Source organism: Burkholderia arboris (assembly GCF_038723655.1).
Classification (GTDB): domain Bacteria; phylum Pseudomonadota; class Gammaproteobacteria; order Burkholderiales; family Burkholderiaceae; genus Burkholderia; species Burkholderia arboris.
Window position 1 is genome coordinate 504,061 of the sequence record NZ_CP109822.1, and the last position, 13,138, is coordinate 517,198.

Below are 13,138 nucleotides of genomic sequence, written 5' to 3' on the forward strand. Positions count from 1 at the left end.
GCGTTCCGCGTGCGGGTTCAGAACGCCGTGCGCAGCCCGAGCCCGGCCGAATCGCCGTTTCCGTAGCCGCTCGCGCGGTCGCGCAGGTAGGCCACGTAAACATCGGTCCGTTTCGACAGCCGGTAGTCGTAGCCGAGCGCCCACGTCGTTCTTGACGGGCGGTCGCGGCCGTGGCTCTTCGCGGCCATCACCGATGCGAGCACCGTTCCGAAGCCGATCGGCACCGCCGCGCCCACCTGCCCGCTGTGCGTGCCGAGCCCGCCGCCGTCGATCGCGTCGTGCACGTACTGATAGAAAGCGGTGAACTTCACGACCTTCAGGTCGTAGCCGACGCCGGCCAGCACGGCGTCCTGCTGCGTGAAGCCGGCGATGGATGCGTTCAGGTCGCCGGGCGTCCGGTCGAATTTCGCCTGCTGGAACGCGAGCGTCGCGCTGAACGCGCGGTGTGCGTCGTAGGTGACGCTGCCGCCCCACTGGTTCGCGCCGGTATGGCCCGGCGCGTTGCCCGTCGCATAGATCAGGCTCGCCTGCAGAGCGTGCTCGCCGGGTGTCGAAACCAGCACCGAATTGCTCCACCCGTTGTCGCCGACGAGGCCTTGCCCCGCGACGCCCTTGTACATCTGGTTCAATGCAGGTGAAAAGCCGAACGACGTCGAGAACGGATTGAAGCGCACGACGGCGATGTAGTACGGCGTCGTGTTGCGTCCCGCGCGCAGCACGCCGTACGGCGTCGCGATGCCGACATACGCGTTGCGCCCGAAGAACGTATCGCCGCCGAAGCGGCCGGCGCCGCCGTTCGACGGGCGCATGAATGCTTCGAGCGCGAACTGCAGCGCGTAGCCGCCGCCGAGCGCCTCGCGGCCGCCGATCCCCCAGAAGCTCGTCGTGAAGCCACCCGAGTTCATCGCATGCGCGCGCGGCTTGCCGAGGCTCTTTTGCGTGCCGGCATAGACGTCGGCCAGCCCGTACAGCGAGACGGACGACTGGGCCGTGGCGTCGTCGGCGATCGAGCACGCGATCAGCGATGCGCCGACGGCCGACAGCAGTCGACGGCGCCGGCCGGCAATCCGGGTTGAATGGATAGGCATACTGATTGAATCACATAGAGGAAGAGAACGGACGGGTGCGCGACGGCACCCGTCGAACGGAACGTCAGAACGCGTGGCGGATACCCGCGCGCCCGACGGCCTGCTTCTGGTTACTCGACGGATTGAAGCCCGCGATCTGCGCGACCGGCGCGTCGCCGGCGGCCTTCTGGAACGCACCCATCACATAGACGCTGGTGCGCTTGGACAGTGCATATTCGACGCTCAGGTTGAACTGGCGATACTTCGGCTCCGCGTTCGTCGCGTGGTCGCGGCCCGTCGTGTACGTATAGCCGGCGCCGATCGTCACGGCCGGCGTCGGGGTGACGAGCGTCGACAGCTCGTAGTTCTGGAACGTCGCATCGTGCCCCGCGCTGCCCTGCTGGAAGTTCGTGTTCGTGAAGTCGGCGAGCAGCTTGAGCCACTGTACGACCTGGTACGACGCACCGACGCCGAACACCTTCTGCGCGCGCGCCGCGTCGAGGTAGTTGCCGTAGATCGCGTTCGTGAAACCCGGATAGTTCTGGTAGCCCTGTGTCGACACGCCCGGGTTGTTGATCCGCAGATAGCCGACGCCGAAGCCGACCGGGCCGGCCGCATAGCTCGCGCCGACGCTGAACGTTGCGTTGTCGGAGAAGCGGCCCGGCTGCCCGCCGAACGCATAGAGGCCGCCGAACGTGATGCCCGCGATCGTCGGGCTGCGATACTTGACCGCGTTCGAGATCGGGAAGCCGTTGTCGGTGTTGTCCATGTCGTTCGGGTGCGCGAAGTAGTAGCCGCCGATGTTGCCGTTCAGCGTGAACGGCTCGACGTAGTCGACGATCGAATCCCACTGGCGGCCGAGCGTCAGCGTGCCGAGCTTCGTGTCGTTCAGGCCGACGTACGCGTTGCGCGAGAACGCCAGGCCGCTGCCGAGGCGGCCGGAGTTGAGGTCGAAGCCGCTTTCGAGCCGGAAGATCGCGCTCAGGCCGCCGCCGAGATCCTCGGTGCCGCGCACGCCCCAGCGGCTGCCGGCCGTCACGCCCGACGCGAGCTGCACGAGATGCTTGCCCTGCACGTTCGACACGTAGTCGACGCCGTCTTCGACGATGCCGTACAGCGTGACGCTGCTTTGCGCGTGGGCGGTGGCGGCCGCGGCGAGCGGCAGCGCGAACAGGATTTTTTTCATGAGGATGTTCCGGTGCGGGGTGGTTGAAAGACGGCGAGCGGCGTGCGATATGGACGGACATTCGGGCCCCGCGCCGCGATCGAACGGCGATCGCGGCGGCGGGTGTGACAACCGACGGGTGAAACGAAGGAAGGGCGGCGCGCCGCTCAGTTGCGATACGCGCGCAGCAGCGCATCGGCAGCGCGGAAGTCGGGCGTGAGCGGGCGGTCGCGCTGGAGGAACGCGACCTTCGTGCGCAGAGCGCGGTACAGCGGCTGCGTGGCCGGCGCGAGCGTGAACGACGGCTGCTTGCGCTGGCGCAGGTCGATCGCCTGGCCGGCTTCGACGAGTTCGAGGCCGAGCAGCGTGTAGCTCGCGTCGATCTGCTTCTGCACGCGCTGTACGACGTCGGGCGCGTTCGTTGCGATGTCCTCGATGCCGCCGGCAACCGGCAGGTAGTCGAGCGACACGGGCATCGCGAGCGACTTCACCGTCATCGCGAGCGCGGTCGGCGGCTTCTCCATCGCGCCGAACGCATGCACGGTGTCCTCGGTGCCGAGGAAGCGCGAGAGGCCGGTGAGGTGCGGGTCGTTCAGCTTGACGATGCGCTGGGCGGATGCGAGTGCGTTGTGGCCGAGCGCGAGCCCGAGCTGTTCGAACGCGAGCACCCACGGCAGCGGCTCGAAGTTCGCGCTCGGCAGCACGGCGCCGCCGCCGTCGACATAGCCGGCCGCGTCCTGCGCCCGGCTCGACTTCGGCGTGACGCCGACCGCGACGCCCGGGTTGTCGTCGCTCGAATTGAGCTGCACCTGCAGCAGCGCGCGCGCTTCATCGTAAGTGCGATCTTCTTCGCCGAGCAGGTAGACGCCGGAGCGGAAGCTGAGCGGATCTTGCAGCGGCCGGTCCGGATCGCGGTTCCACAGGCTGCTGCCCGCGAGCAGCGTGCGCAGCGTGGCGCCCGCGCGCAGCGTCGCCGGGAACGGCCGCAGCGCGAGCGTGTCCTCGCGGAACGGCGATACGTTGCCGTTCAGCCCCTGCAGGCTCAGCGCGAACACGACCTTCGACACCTGCGCGAGCCGTGCCATGTCGGCGAGCGCCAGCGCGCCCATGCCGACCGAATACGCGTTGGAACTGAGGATCGCGAGCGCGTCCTTGCCGTACGGGCGGATCGTCGCGATGCCGGCCGACTTCAGCGCGTCGGCGGCCGCGACCTTGCGGCCCTGGTAGTACACGTCGCCTTCGCCGAGCATCGCGAGACCGACGTGGCTCAGGATCGTGATGTCGGCCTCGCCGATCGAGCCGTCCGCCGGCATGGCCGGTGTGACGCCGCGATTGAGGAACTGCGCGTACGCGTCGACGATCGCCGGCTGCACGCCGGCGCCGCCGTCGAGCATCGCGTTCAGGCGTGCGGCCATCGCGGCGCGGGCCACGCGCACGCTCATGTCGGGGCCGACGCTGCCCGAGTGCGCATGGATCAGCCCGATGTTGAAGCGCGTCGACGCGTCGATGACTTCCTGCGACAGCTTGCCGTGCGCATCGACCATCTCGCGGTCCTTGTTGAGGCCGACGCCGACCGTCAGCCCGTAGATCTGCTGGCCGGCCGCGGCGGCCTTCAGCAGCACGTCGTGCGCGGCGACCACGCGCTGGCGGGCGGACGGCGCGATCGACACGGCTTCGCCGTCGGCAATGCGCGCGATCGATTCGGGTGTGGCGGACCGGCCGTCGAGCGTGACGTCCGCGAAGGCCGGGACGGCGGCGAAAAGCGCGAGCGCGACCGCGCTCCGCATGAGGAAGCGTTGCATGAAGCAGTTCTCCGAATTCAGGCGTGACGTGACGTGGAAGACAGGGCGGCGATCGATACGAGCGCGATGGCGCTTGCGACCATCACGTACCAGGCAGGCGCGAACGGGTTGCCCGATCGCTGCGTGAGCCACGCGAGGATCGCCGGGGCAAAGCCGCCGAAGATCGTCGTGGCGATGTTGTAGGACAGCGACATGCCGGTGGCGCGCACGCGGGTCGGGAACAGCTCCGACAACGCGGCGGGCGCGACACCGGTGAAGATCGCGACCATCACGCAGAACGCGCTCTGGACGACGATCAGCGCGGCGAGCGTGTGCACGTCGGCGAGCCAGTGCAGCAGCGGATACACCGACACGAGCATCAGCACCGCGCCGACCGTCAGCACCGTGCGCCGCCCGAAGCGATCCGACCAGCTCCCGGCGCACACGCAGGTGACGGCCATCAGGCAGTTGCCGATCAGCGACGCGATGAACGCGTCGCGTCCGTCGAAATGCAGCGCGCGCTGTACGTGCGTCGGCATGTAGATCACCAGCGCATACACGCACACGGCCCACAACACCGAGAACCCGGTACCGACCACGAGCGCACGCGGATAGTCGCGCACGACCTGCAGCAGCGGCGTCTTGCGTTCGGCCGGCGCGTGCGCGGCGCGTGCCATTTCCGCGCGGAAATGCGGCGTTTCGTCGAGTGTCTTGCGCAGCCACAGGCCGACCGGCGCGATCGCGAGGCCGAGGATGAACGGAATCCGCCAGCCCCAGTCGCCGATCTGTTCGCGCGACAGCGTGAGCGTCACGGCGGTGGCGACCAGCGCGCCGAGGATGTTCGACGCAGCCATGCTCGCCTGCAGCCACGATGCGTAGCGGCCCTTCTGGTCCGCCGGCGCGTGCTCGATCAGGAACGCCGCGGCACCGCCCACTTCGCCGCCGGCCGAGAAGCCCTGCAGCAGCCGGCCGCACAGGATCAGCAGCGGCGCGCCGATGCCGATCGCGGTGAACGGCGGCGCGAACGCGATGATGCCGGTGCCGGCCGCCATCACGAGGATGGTCAGCGTCAGCGCGGCCTTGCGGCCTGCGCGATCGCCGTACACACCGATCGCGAGCGCGCCGAGCGGCCGCGCGATGAAGCCGATCCCGAACGCCATGAACGCCTCGACCAGCTCGGTGCCCGTGTCACCGCGATGGAAGAAGTTCTGCGCGATGTACACGGCAAAGAACGCGTAGACGGAAAAGTCGTACCACTCCAGCGCGTTGCCGATCGACGCCGCGGCGATCGCGCGCCCGGCACTCGAGGCGGGGGGCGACACGGCCGTGGCCGTGTCGAGGGGAACCGCGGTTTGCTTCACTTCGATCTCCTGTCGTCGTGCGGACGGCCTTACAGCCGGATGTGCGGAATCTGCTTGCGTTCCGCTTCGTCGAGCGCTTCTTCGTAGCCGGCGTCCGCATAGCGGATCACGCCGAGCGCCGTGTCGTTGGTCATCGACAGCGTGAGACGCTGGTTCGCCGCCGCGCTGCCGTCGGCCACGACGGTGATGCCTGCGCTGGTCATGTAGCCGCTGTAGCCGCCGCCGCCCGAATGGATCGCGACGAGATCGGCCATCGACGAGCAGCTCATCATCGCGTTCAGCAGCGGCCAGTCGGCTACCGCGTCGGAACCGTCGCGCAGGTTCTCGGTCATGATGTTCGGGTGCGCCATCGCGCCGGCGTCGAGGTGATCGCGCGTGAACGCGACCGGCCCGGCCAGCACGCCGTCGCGCACCATCGCGTTGACCGCGAGCGCGAGGCGCGTGCGCTCGCCGTGGCCGAGCCACGCGATGCGCGCCGGCAGCCCTTCGAACGGCACGCATTCGCGGGCGCGTTGAATCCAGTTCGTGACGATCCGGTTGTCCGGGAAGTGCTCGAGCAGGTAGTCGTCGATGATGCGGATGTCGTTCGGGTCGTTCGACAGCGCGATCCAGCGGAACGGGCCGATCGCACGGCAGAACAGCGGGCGCAGGAACGCCTCGGTGAACACCGGGATCTCGAACGCGCGCGTGACCCCGCCGTCCTTCGCATGCGTGCGGATCAGGTTGCCGTTGTCGAACACGATCGCGCCGCGATCCTTGAAACCGAGCATCGCCTCGACGTGCCGCACGATCGACGCGCGGCTCGCGTCCATCAGCTTCGTGCGGTCGCTGTCGCGCAGCGCGCGCGCTTCGTCGAGCGTGTAGCCCGACGGCACGTAGCCGTACACGAGATCGTGCGCGGCCGTCTGGTCGGTCACGATGTCGGGCACGACGCCGCGTGCGAGGATCGCCGGGAACACGTCGGCCGCGTTGCCGAGCAGGCCGACCGAGACCGGCTCGCGCCGTGCCTGCGCGTCGCGGATCAGCGCGAGCGCTTCGTCGAGATCGCGCGCCTGCCGTTCGAGGAAGCCGATCTGCAGCCGCTTGTCGATGCGCGTCTGGTCGATCTCGACGACGAGCGTCGCCGCGTTCGCCATCCGGCCCGCGAGCGGCTGCGCGCCACCCATCCCGCCGAGGCCGGCCGTCAGGATGAAGCGGCCACGCAGGTCGTTGTCGAAATGGCGCTCGGCGATTCGCGAGAAGATTTCGTAGGTGCCCTGGATCACGCCCTGCGAGCCGATGTACTGCCAGTCGCCGGCCGTGAGCCCGCCCCAGCAGATCAGGTTGCGCCGCTCCAGTTCGTAGAAGTGTTCGGCCTTTGCCCACTGGCCGATCAGGTTGCAGTTCGCCATCACGACGAGCGGCGCGCTCGCGTGCGTGCGCAGCAGCGCGACGGGCTTGCCGGACTGCACGACGAGCGTGTGGTCCTCGTCCATCGTCTTCAGCGTGTTGACGATCGCGTCGTGCGACGGCCAATCGCGCGCCGCACGGCCGAGCGCCGCATAGACGATCAGGCGATCGGGATCCTCGCCGACGGCGAGCACGTTCTCGAGCAGGCGCAGCAGCGCTTCCTGGCGCCAGCCCTTGCAGCGCAGCGTGTTGCCCGACGTGACTTCGAAGGTGCGGTTCATCCGGTTCGTCATCGTGATCTCCGTTCAGCGCGCGAGCGCATAGTCGGCGATCGAGATGCCGAGTGCGGCTTCGACCGGCGGATAGACGGCCGGATCGAACACCGACGACGACAGCGGAATGTGCGCCTTCGCCACGCGCAGTACGTGGATCTCCATCCCTTCCTTCAACTGCCCGGCGCTGACGGGGCGGCCTTGTGCATCGAGCGTCGTGATTACGTCGGGGTAGGTCGCGATCCGTGCGCCGTGCGCGTCGTCCACCGCCATGTGTTCGTTCATCACATGAATGACTGCGCGCTGCGCGCCGCTGCCGACATGGACGAGGCCGACGTCGAACGCTTCGCGCGTGTATTCGAGCGTGTTGCGCTCGACCTTGCCGCTCGCGACGATCTCGCCGCGGGTGGCCGCGCAGATCGCGTCGATCACCGCGCTGCCGCCGCGCCGTTCGGCGTCGATGATCGCTTCGCCGAGGGCGAGCGCGCGACTGATGCCGCCGAGCGCCGCATGCTGGCGCACGTACGAGGCGCGAATCGGATTGCGGCAGCTCGCGATGAAGCCGCCGGCCATGTCGGCCGCCTTGCGCAGCACCGGCGACACCCTTGCGGTCGCGCCGCGCACGACCACTTCCATGTACGCATGCTGTGCGCGGTTGCCGCCGGCTGCCGCCTGGATCATCGGCGCGGTGCTCGATGCGAGGCCGAGCGAGCCCATGTCGCCGGTCGGATGGGCGCGGATGTCGCCCACCGCGTCGACCACCTTGGTGCCGAGCAGCGCGGACGGCAGCCACGCATTCAGCGTGCTCGACATCCCGTTCTGCCCGATGATGAGCCCCGCGAGCGGCTCGCCGAGCGCGTCCTGCACGAGCTGTGCGGCCTTCACGTAGTCGGCGCCGAGCATTTGCCAGTCGGTGAGGCCGCCCGGCGCGCCGATCGCGGCGGCCGTGGCGATCCACGCATCGTCCGGCAACTCGTCGATGGTGACCAGTTCGGGGCGGCCGATCGTGACCGCGAGCGTGCCGAGTTCACGGCCGTGGTCGGCCCAGCCGCCGCCGCCGCATGCGAAAACCGAACCGCCCTTGACGGCGGCTTCGACGTCCTTCGAAGACAGAATGCGTCCCATGTGTCGTTTGTCCTGAGAGGGGAAAAGGGCTGTACGCGCCGGCCGGAAAGCCTTGTGTGGCGGTACTGTCCAAACGATTCTAGGGACGCCGAATATTGAGCGTTATTGCTATTTTATGGAGACTTCATAACGCGATGTTAAGCGTAGGGTAATCCCGGTGACGCTCGAGCGACAGGCTGCCTGCGCACGAATCCGTCCCTGCCGGTGCGACGACGAAACGCAGGCTGGACAACGATTCCAGCCCGTTTCGGCACCCAAATTCATGCGTTCGCGGAGAGCGTATGGAGCGTGTCGATGAACTCGTGCGCGAGCCTCGACAGGGGGGCGAGCACCGGGTGCAGCACGCTGACCGGCGCGGCGATCGTCGGCACGATCGGCTTCACGACGATCTGCGGCCATATCGGCCCCGCGACCGTCAGTTCGTCGATCAGCGCGATGCCGGTGCCGGCCTGCGCGAGCGCGCACGCGACGTGCGCCTGCTGCACCTCGATCTTGACCTGCGGCACGAGCCCTTCGTCGCTGAACAGCCGCCGCACCAGTTGCCCGAGCGGAATGTCGCTGCCATAGCCGATCAGCGGCTGGTTCGCGAGATCGCGCACGGCCAGCGTCTTGCGGCGCGCGAACGGGTGCGATGCGGGCACGGCCGCGACCATCCGGTTCTCATAGAGAGGCTGGCTTTCGACGTTCGGGTGCGTGTCCTGCAGGAACGCGATGCCGAGCTCGACCTGCTGCGTGAGCACCGCCTGCAGCAGCACGCTCGGGATCATCGTGTGCAGGATGATGCGCACGTCGGGAAAGCGCTCGTAGAACGCCGCGATTGCGCGCGGCAGCAGCGATTGGCCGAGATTGGGGCTGCACGCGATGCGCAGGTGGCCCATTCGGTTCTCGATCAGGTCTTCCGCGATTTCGTTGACGCGCTGCACGCCCTGGTACACCGCGTTGACTTCGACGAACAGCCGCTGCGCTTCCGGCGTCGGGTAGAGCCGCCCCTTGATGCGCTCGAACAGCGCGAGGCCGAGCCGTTGTTCGGCATACGAAATGAGCCGCGAGACGGCTGGCTGCGAGACGTGCAGCAGCTTCGCGGCGCCGCTGATCGAGCCGGTCAGCATGATGGCGCGAAACACCTCGATCTGGCGCAGGTTCAGACGCACAGCCTTAACTCCATGTTATGTGGGGACGATAAATCGGCATGAGACATTCTGGCAGAGCGCTGCCTAAACTGCTCGTGATCAAAAAAGCAGGAGGCGAAGATGAGCGAATTCGAGCAGGTAGTGCGCGGCCGGCTGGTCGATGCGCGCGAGGTGGTCGACGACGGCTGGCTGGCGATCCGTGGCGGGCGGATCGCCGCGCGCGGCACGGGCGTGCCGCCGGCGGCACGCGAGACGGTCGATGCGCGCGGGCAGTGGGTGCTGCCCGGCGTTGTCGACGGGCAGGTGCATGCGGCCAGCCAGGCCAACCAGGAGGGGCTCGGTCACGCGTCGCGTGCGGCCGCCGCGGGTGGCGTGACGGTGATGGTCGACATGCCGTACGACGATCCGGAACCGGTCGCGTCGCGCGCGCAGCTCGACCGCAAGATCGCGGAAGCCGAGCGCGACTGCCACGTCGACGTCGCGCTGTACGGCACGCTCAACGCGAAACACGGCCTCGAAGCGGCGGCCGGGCTGATCGACGGCGGCGTGTGCGCGTTCAAGTTCTCGACGTTCGAGGCGACGCCCGGCCGGTTTCCGCGCGTCGAGGAGGACGTGCTGTACGACGCGTTCCGGCTGATCGCGCCGTCGGGCCTCGCATGCGGCGTGCACAACCAGATGCAGGACATGACGCGCAAGAACGTCGCGCGGATGATCGAAGCGGGCGACACGGGCTGGGACGCGTTCCTGCGCGCGCATCCGCCGCTGATCGAGAACCTCGCGACCGCGCTGATCTACGAGATCGGCGCGGAGACGGGCGCCCGCGCGCACGCGGTGCACGTGTCGACGTCGCGCGGCTTCGAGTTGTGCAACATGTTCCGGCAGGCCGGCCACCGCGCGAGCATCGAGACCTGCGTGCAGTACCTGATGCTCGATCACGAAACGCATACGAAGCGCTTCGGCGCGAAAACCAAGCACTATCCGCCGATCCGGCCGCGCGCGGAGCAGGACCTGCTGTGGACGCACATCGCGCGCGGCGAATGCACGTTCGTGTCATCGGATCACGTGAGCTGGGGGCTCGAACGCAAGGGCGACCCGAACGTGTTCCGCAACGCGTCGGGCGGCCCGGGGCTCGAAACGCTGCTGCCGGCGTTCTGGACCGGCTGCGAACAGCGTGGCATCGCGCCGACGCGCGTGGCCGAACTGCTGGCGACTCACCCCGCGCGGCATTTCATGCTCGACGACCGCAAGGGATCGCTCGACGTCGGCGCCGATGCAGACTTCGTGATCCTCATGCCGGAACGCTATGCGTTCGATCCGTCGCGCAGCCTGTCGGCCGTGCAGTGGAGCGCGTTCGAAGGGATGGAATTCACGGTGCGGATCGCGGCCACCTATTGCCGCGGCGCGCTCGTGTACGACGGCGAGCGCATCGTCAACGCAGCAGGCTCGGGCCGCTTCCTGAAGCCGCACGGCAGCCGTTCGATCGCCCCGCAACAGGAGCCAGCATGAATCCGACGGATTTCCCTTTCCCGCCGCTGAACGCGGTGCGCCTGAACGCGCGCGTCGAGCAACTGGCGCGCTTCACGCGGCCCGACGTGCCGTGGACGCGCCGCGCGTTCTCGCCGCTGTTCGCGGAAGCACGCGCATGGCTCGCCGCGCAGTTCGCCGAGGCCGGGCTTGCAGTGTCGATGGACGCAGGCGGCAACCTGATCGGCCGCCGCGAAGGCAGCGGCCGCCGCACGAAGCCGCTTGTGACGGGCTCGCACTGCGACACGGTGGTCGGTGGCGGCCGCTTCGACGGGATCATCGGCGTGCTCGCGGGCATCGAGGTCGCGCATACGCTGAACGAGCAGGGGATCGTGCTCGACCATCCGTTCGAGGTGATCGACTTCCTGTCCGAGGAGCCGAGCGATTACGGCATTTCGTGCGTCGGCAGCCGCGCATGGGCGGGCGTGCTCGACGCAGGCATGCTGCGCGCGACGAACGCAGAAGGGGAAACCCTGGCGGAAGCATTGCGCCGCATCGGCGGCAACCCGGACGCGCTGCGCGAACCGCTGCGCGCGCCGGGCAGCACGGCCGCGTTCGTCGAGTTGCATATCGAACAGGGGCCGGTGCTCGAAACGCGCGGCTTGCCGATCGGCGTCGTGACCAACATCGTCGGCATCCGGCGCGTGCTGATCACCGTGACCGGGCAGCCCGACCATGCGGGCACGACGCCGATGGACATCCGTCGCGACGCGCTCGTCGGCGCCGCGCACCTGATCGAGGCCGCGCATGCGCGCGCGTCGGCGCTGTCGGGCAACCCGCACTACGTGGTCGCGACGATCGGGCGGATCGCGATGACGCCGAACGTGCCGAACGCGGTGCCGGGGCAGGTCGAGCTGATGCTGGAAGTGCGCAGCGACAGCGACGCGGTGCTCGATGCCTTCCCCGAGGCGCTGCTGGCCGGTGCGGCCGCACGCCTCGATGCATTGCGCCTGAGTGCACGCGCGGAGCACGTGAGCCGTGCGCGGCCGACCGACTGCCAGCCGCTCGTGATGGATGCGGTCGAGCAGGCGGCCACCCAGCTCGGCTATCCGAGCATGCGGCTGCCGAGCGGCGCGGGGCACGATGCCGTGTACGTCGCGCCGACCGGGCCGATCGGGATGATCTTCATTCCGTGCCTGGGCGGCCGCAGCCATTGCCCGGAAGAGTGGATCGAGCCGCAGCAACTGCTCGACGGCACGCGCGTGCTGTACCGGACGCTCGTCGCGCTCGACCGCTCGCTGGCGGGCGCGGCGTAACGTGATGGCAGGCGCGCGGCGTGATGCCTACGCGGTGCGCTGCCCTTCGCGCGGCCCGTGCCCCGTCCAGCGTTTGAATGCGCGCCGGAAGTTGTGCGCGTCGCTGAATCCGACTTCGTGTGCGACGTCCTCGATCGACAGCCGGGGGTTGCTCAGCAGCGTGAACGCGCGCTTGCGGCGGATCGTGTCGATCACCGTCTGGTACGACACGCCCTGGTCGGCGAGCCGCCGCCGCAGCGTGCGCTCGCTCATGCACAGCTGCGCGGCGATCTCGGCGAGCGATGGCGTATGCCGCAGGTCGCGCCGCATGATCCGTTCGATCGATTCGAGAAACTCGGTGCCTTTGGATTCGGGCGGCAGCGCGTCCTGCAGGAATTCGAGCACCTGGCGATGCGCGAGCGGATCGTGCGTCGCGATCGCGCGGTTGCCGATCGACGCGTCGCACGACAGCAGGTTCTGCTCCTGCTCGAAGCGCACCGGGCACGGGAACACGCGCCCGTACTGCTCCGCATAGGCAGGCGGCGGGTAGCTGAGATCGATGACCTTCGGCTGGAACGCCGGGCCGACGAGCGAGCGCCCGATCTTCAGGAAGCTGCTGAACGCTTCCTCGACGAGGAAGGCCTCGATGTCCGGTTCGAGAAACACGTTGGTCGCGCGGATCGACAGCGTGCGCGCGTCCGACACGAGGTCGAAGCGCATCAGCGGCCCCGTGTGGCGCTGCAGCTCGAGGCCGACCGTGATCGCGTCCTTCAGCGTGGGGCTCGTCAGCATCGCATAGCCGACCAGCCCGATCGACGCGATCGTCTCGCTCGTGCCGAGTTCGAGGCCGAGCGCGCGCTGCGGCGCCATCTCGAGCGCGCGCCGGATCATCGTGCTGGCCTGGCGCAACGAAATCCGGCACGACGGATTCGACAGGTCGGCCACGTCGAAGCCGAGCCCGAGGCACAGCCGCACGGGATCGATGCCCAGTTCCTTGCTTGTCTCCGCGAGGCACCGCAGTAAATGCACCGGCAGATTCGCCGTCGTATAACGGGCGGTATCGTCCATGGATGCTCCCTGTTTTTTTCC

At 68.5% G+C, this 13,138-nt stretch carries 10 protein-coding genes; 2 read left to right on the top strand and 8 right to left on the bottom strand.

What is annotated here, in order from left to right; genetic code table 11:
- Window positions 1-17 precede the first annotated feature (17 nt).
- The 7 genes from OHZ10_RS19480 to OHZ10_RS19510 all read right to left on the bottom strand — a co-directional run bounded on the left by OHZ10_RS19480 (window position 18) and on the right by OHZ10_RS19510 (window position 9,311).
- The gene (locus tag OHZ10_RS19480; protein WP_342705579.1) at window positions 18-1,088 is read right to left on the bottom strand and encodes a porin; all 1,071 of its coding nucleotides are present in this window, start codon (window positions 1,086-1,088) and stop codon (window positions 18-20) included.
- Between the two features lie 64 nt (window positions 1,089-1,152).
- The gene (locus tag OHZ10_RS19485) at window positions 1,153-2,253 is read right to left on the bottom strand and encodes a porin (protein ID WP_256086953.1); all 1,101 of its coding nucleotides are present in this window, start codon (window positions 2,251-2,253) and stop codon (window positions 1,153-1,155) included.
- 146 nt (window positions 2,254-2,399) lie between these two features.
- Window positions 2,400-4,034 carry an aromatic amino acid ammonia-lyase gene (locus OHZ10_RS19490; protein WP_342705580.1) on the bottom strand — a complete coding sequence of 545 codons (1,635 nt, stop codon included), beginning with the start codon at window positions 4,032-4,034 and terminating at the stop codon, window positions 2,400-2,402.
- A 17-nt stretch (window positions 4,035-4,051) separates the two neighbouring features.
- The gene (locus OHZ10_RS19495; RefSeq protein ID WP_059237986.1) at window positions 4,052-5,374 is read right to left on the bottom strand and encodes an MFS transporter; all 1,323 of its coding nucleotides are present in this window, start codon (window positions 5,372-5,374) and stop codon (window positions 4,052-4,054) included.
- Between the two features lie 29 nt (window positions 5,375-5,403).
- The gene (locus OHZ10_RS19500; RefSeq protein WP_059240853.1) at window positions 5,404-7,044 is read right to left on the bottom strand and encodes a urocanate hydratase; all 1,641 of its coding nucleotides are present in this window, start codon (window positions 7,042-7,044) and stop codon (window positions 5,404-5,406) included.
- Between the two features lie 24 nt (window positions 7,045-7,068).
- Window positions 7,069-8,160, bottom strand: a complete 1,092-nt coding sequence (locus OHZ10_RS19505; RefSeq protein ID WP_256086951.1) for a DUF917 domain-containing protein — start codon at window positions 8,158-8,160, stop codon at window positions 7,069-7,071.
- Window positions 8,161-8,420: 260 nt separating this feature from the next.
- A complete protein-coding gene (locus tag OHZ10_RS19510; RefSeq protein ID WP_059237982.1) occupies window positions 8,421-9,311 on the bottom strand; it encodes a LysR family transcriptional regulator in 891 nt (296 codons plus the stop codon).
- 99 nt (window positions 9,312-9,410) lie between these two features.
- Between OHZ10_RS19510 and OHZ10_RS19515 the strand changes: the two genes are divergently transcribed.
- Complete coding sequence (locus OHZ10_RS19515; protein ID WP_059237980.1) at window positions 9,411-10,796, top strand: dihydroorotase; 1,386 nt, start codon at window positions 9,411-9,413, stop codon at window positions 10,794-10,796.
- Window positions 10,793-12,070: a Zn-dependent hydrolase gene (locus OHZ10_RS19520; protein ID WP_340625485.1), complete on the top strand. Its 1,278-nt coding sequence runs from the start codon at window positions 10,793-10,795 to the stop codon at window positions 12,068-12,070. The genes OHZ10_RS19515 and OHZ10_RS19520 overlap by 4 nt, the downstream gene beginning before the upstream one ends.
- A gap of 27 nt (window positions 12,071-12,097) precedes the next feature.
- On the opposite strand, the gene OHZ10_RS19525 is transcribed toward OHZ10_RS19520, so the two are convergent.
- Complete coding sequence (locus tag OHZ10_RS19525) at window positions 12,098-13,117, bottom strand: AraC family transcriptional regulator (RefSeq protein WP_059237976.1); 1,020 nt, start codon at window positions 13,115-13,117, stop codon at window positions 12,098-12,100.
- Window positions 13,118-13,138: the final 21 nt, after the last annotated feature.

Excerpts from the sequence above, each read along its gene's own strand:
- OHZ10_RS19480 (WP_342705579.1), bottom strand. The coding sequence starts at position 1,088 with ATGCCTATCCATTCAACCCGGATTGCCGGCCGGCGCCGTCGACTGCTG.
- OHZ10_RS19485 (WP_256086953.1), bottom strand. The coding sequence starts at position 2,253 with ATGAAAAAAATCCTGTTCGCGCTGCCGCTCGCCGCGGCCGCCACCGCC.
- OHZ10_RS19490 (WP_342705580.1), bottom strand. The coding sequence starts at position 4,034 with ATGCAACGCTTCCTCATGCGGAGCGCGGTCGCGCTCGCGCTTTTCGCC.
- OHZ10_RS19500 (WP_059240853.1), bottom strand. The coding sequence starts at position 7,044 with ATGAACCGCACCTTCGAAGTCACGTCGGGCAACACGCTGCGCTGCAAG.
- OHZ10_RS19505 (WP_256086951.1), bottom strand. The coding sequence starts at position 8,160 with ATGGGACGCATTCTGTCTTCGAAGGACGTCGAAGCCGCCGTCAAGGGC.
- OHZ10_RS19515 (WP_059237980.1), top strand. The coding sequence starts at position 9,411 with ATGAGCGAATTCGAGCAGGTAGTGCGCGGCCGGCTGGTCGATGCGCGC.
- OHZ10_RS19520 (WP_340625485.1), top strand. The coding sequence starts at position 10,793 with ATGAATCCGACGGATTTCCCTTTCCCGCCGCTGAACGCGGTGCGCCTG.
- OHZ10_RS19525 (WP_059237976.1), bottom strand. The coding sequence starts at position 13,117 with ATGGACGATACCGCCCGTTATACGACGGCGAATCTGCCGGTGCATTTA.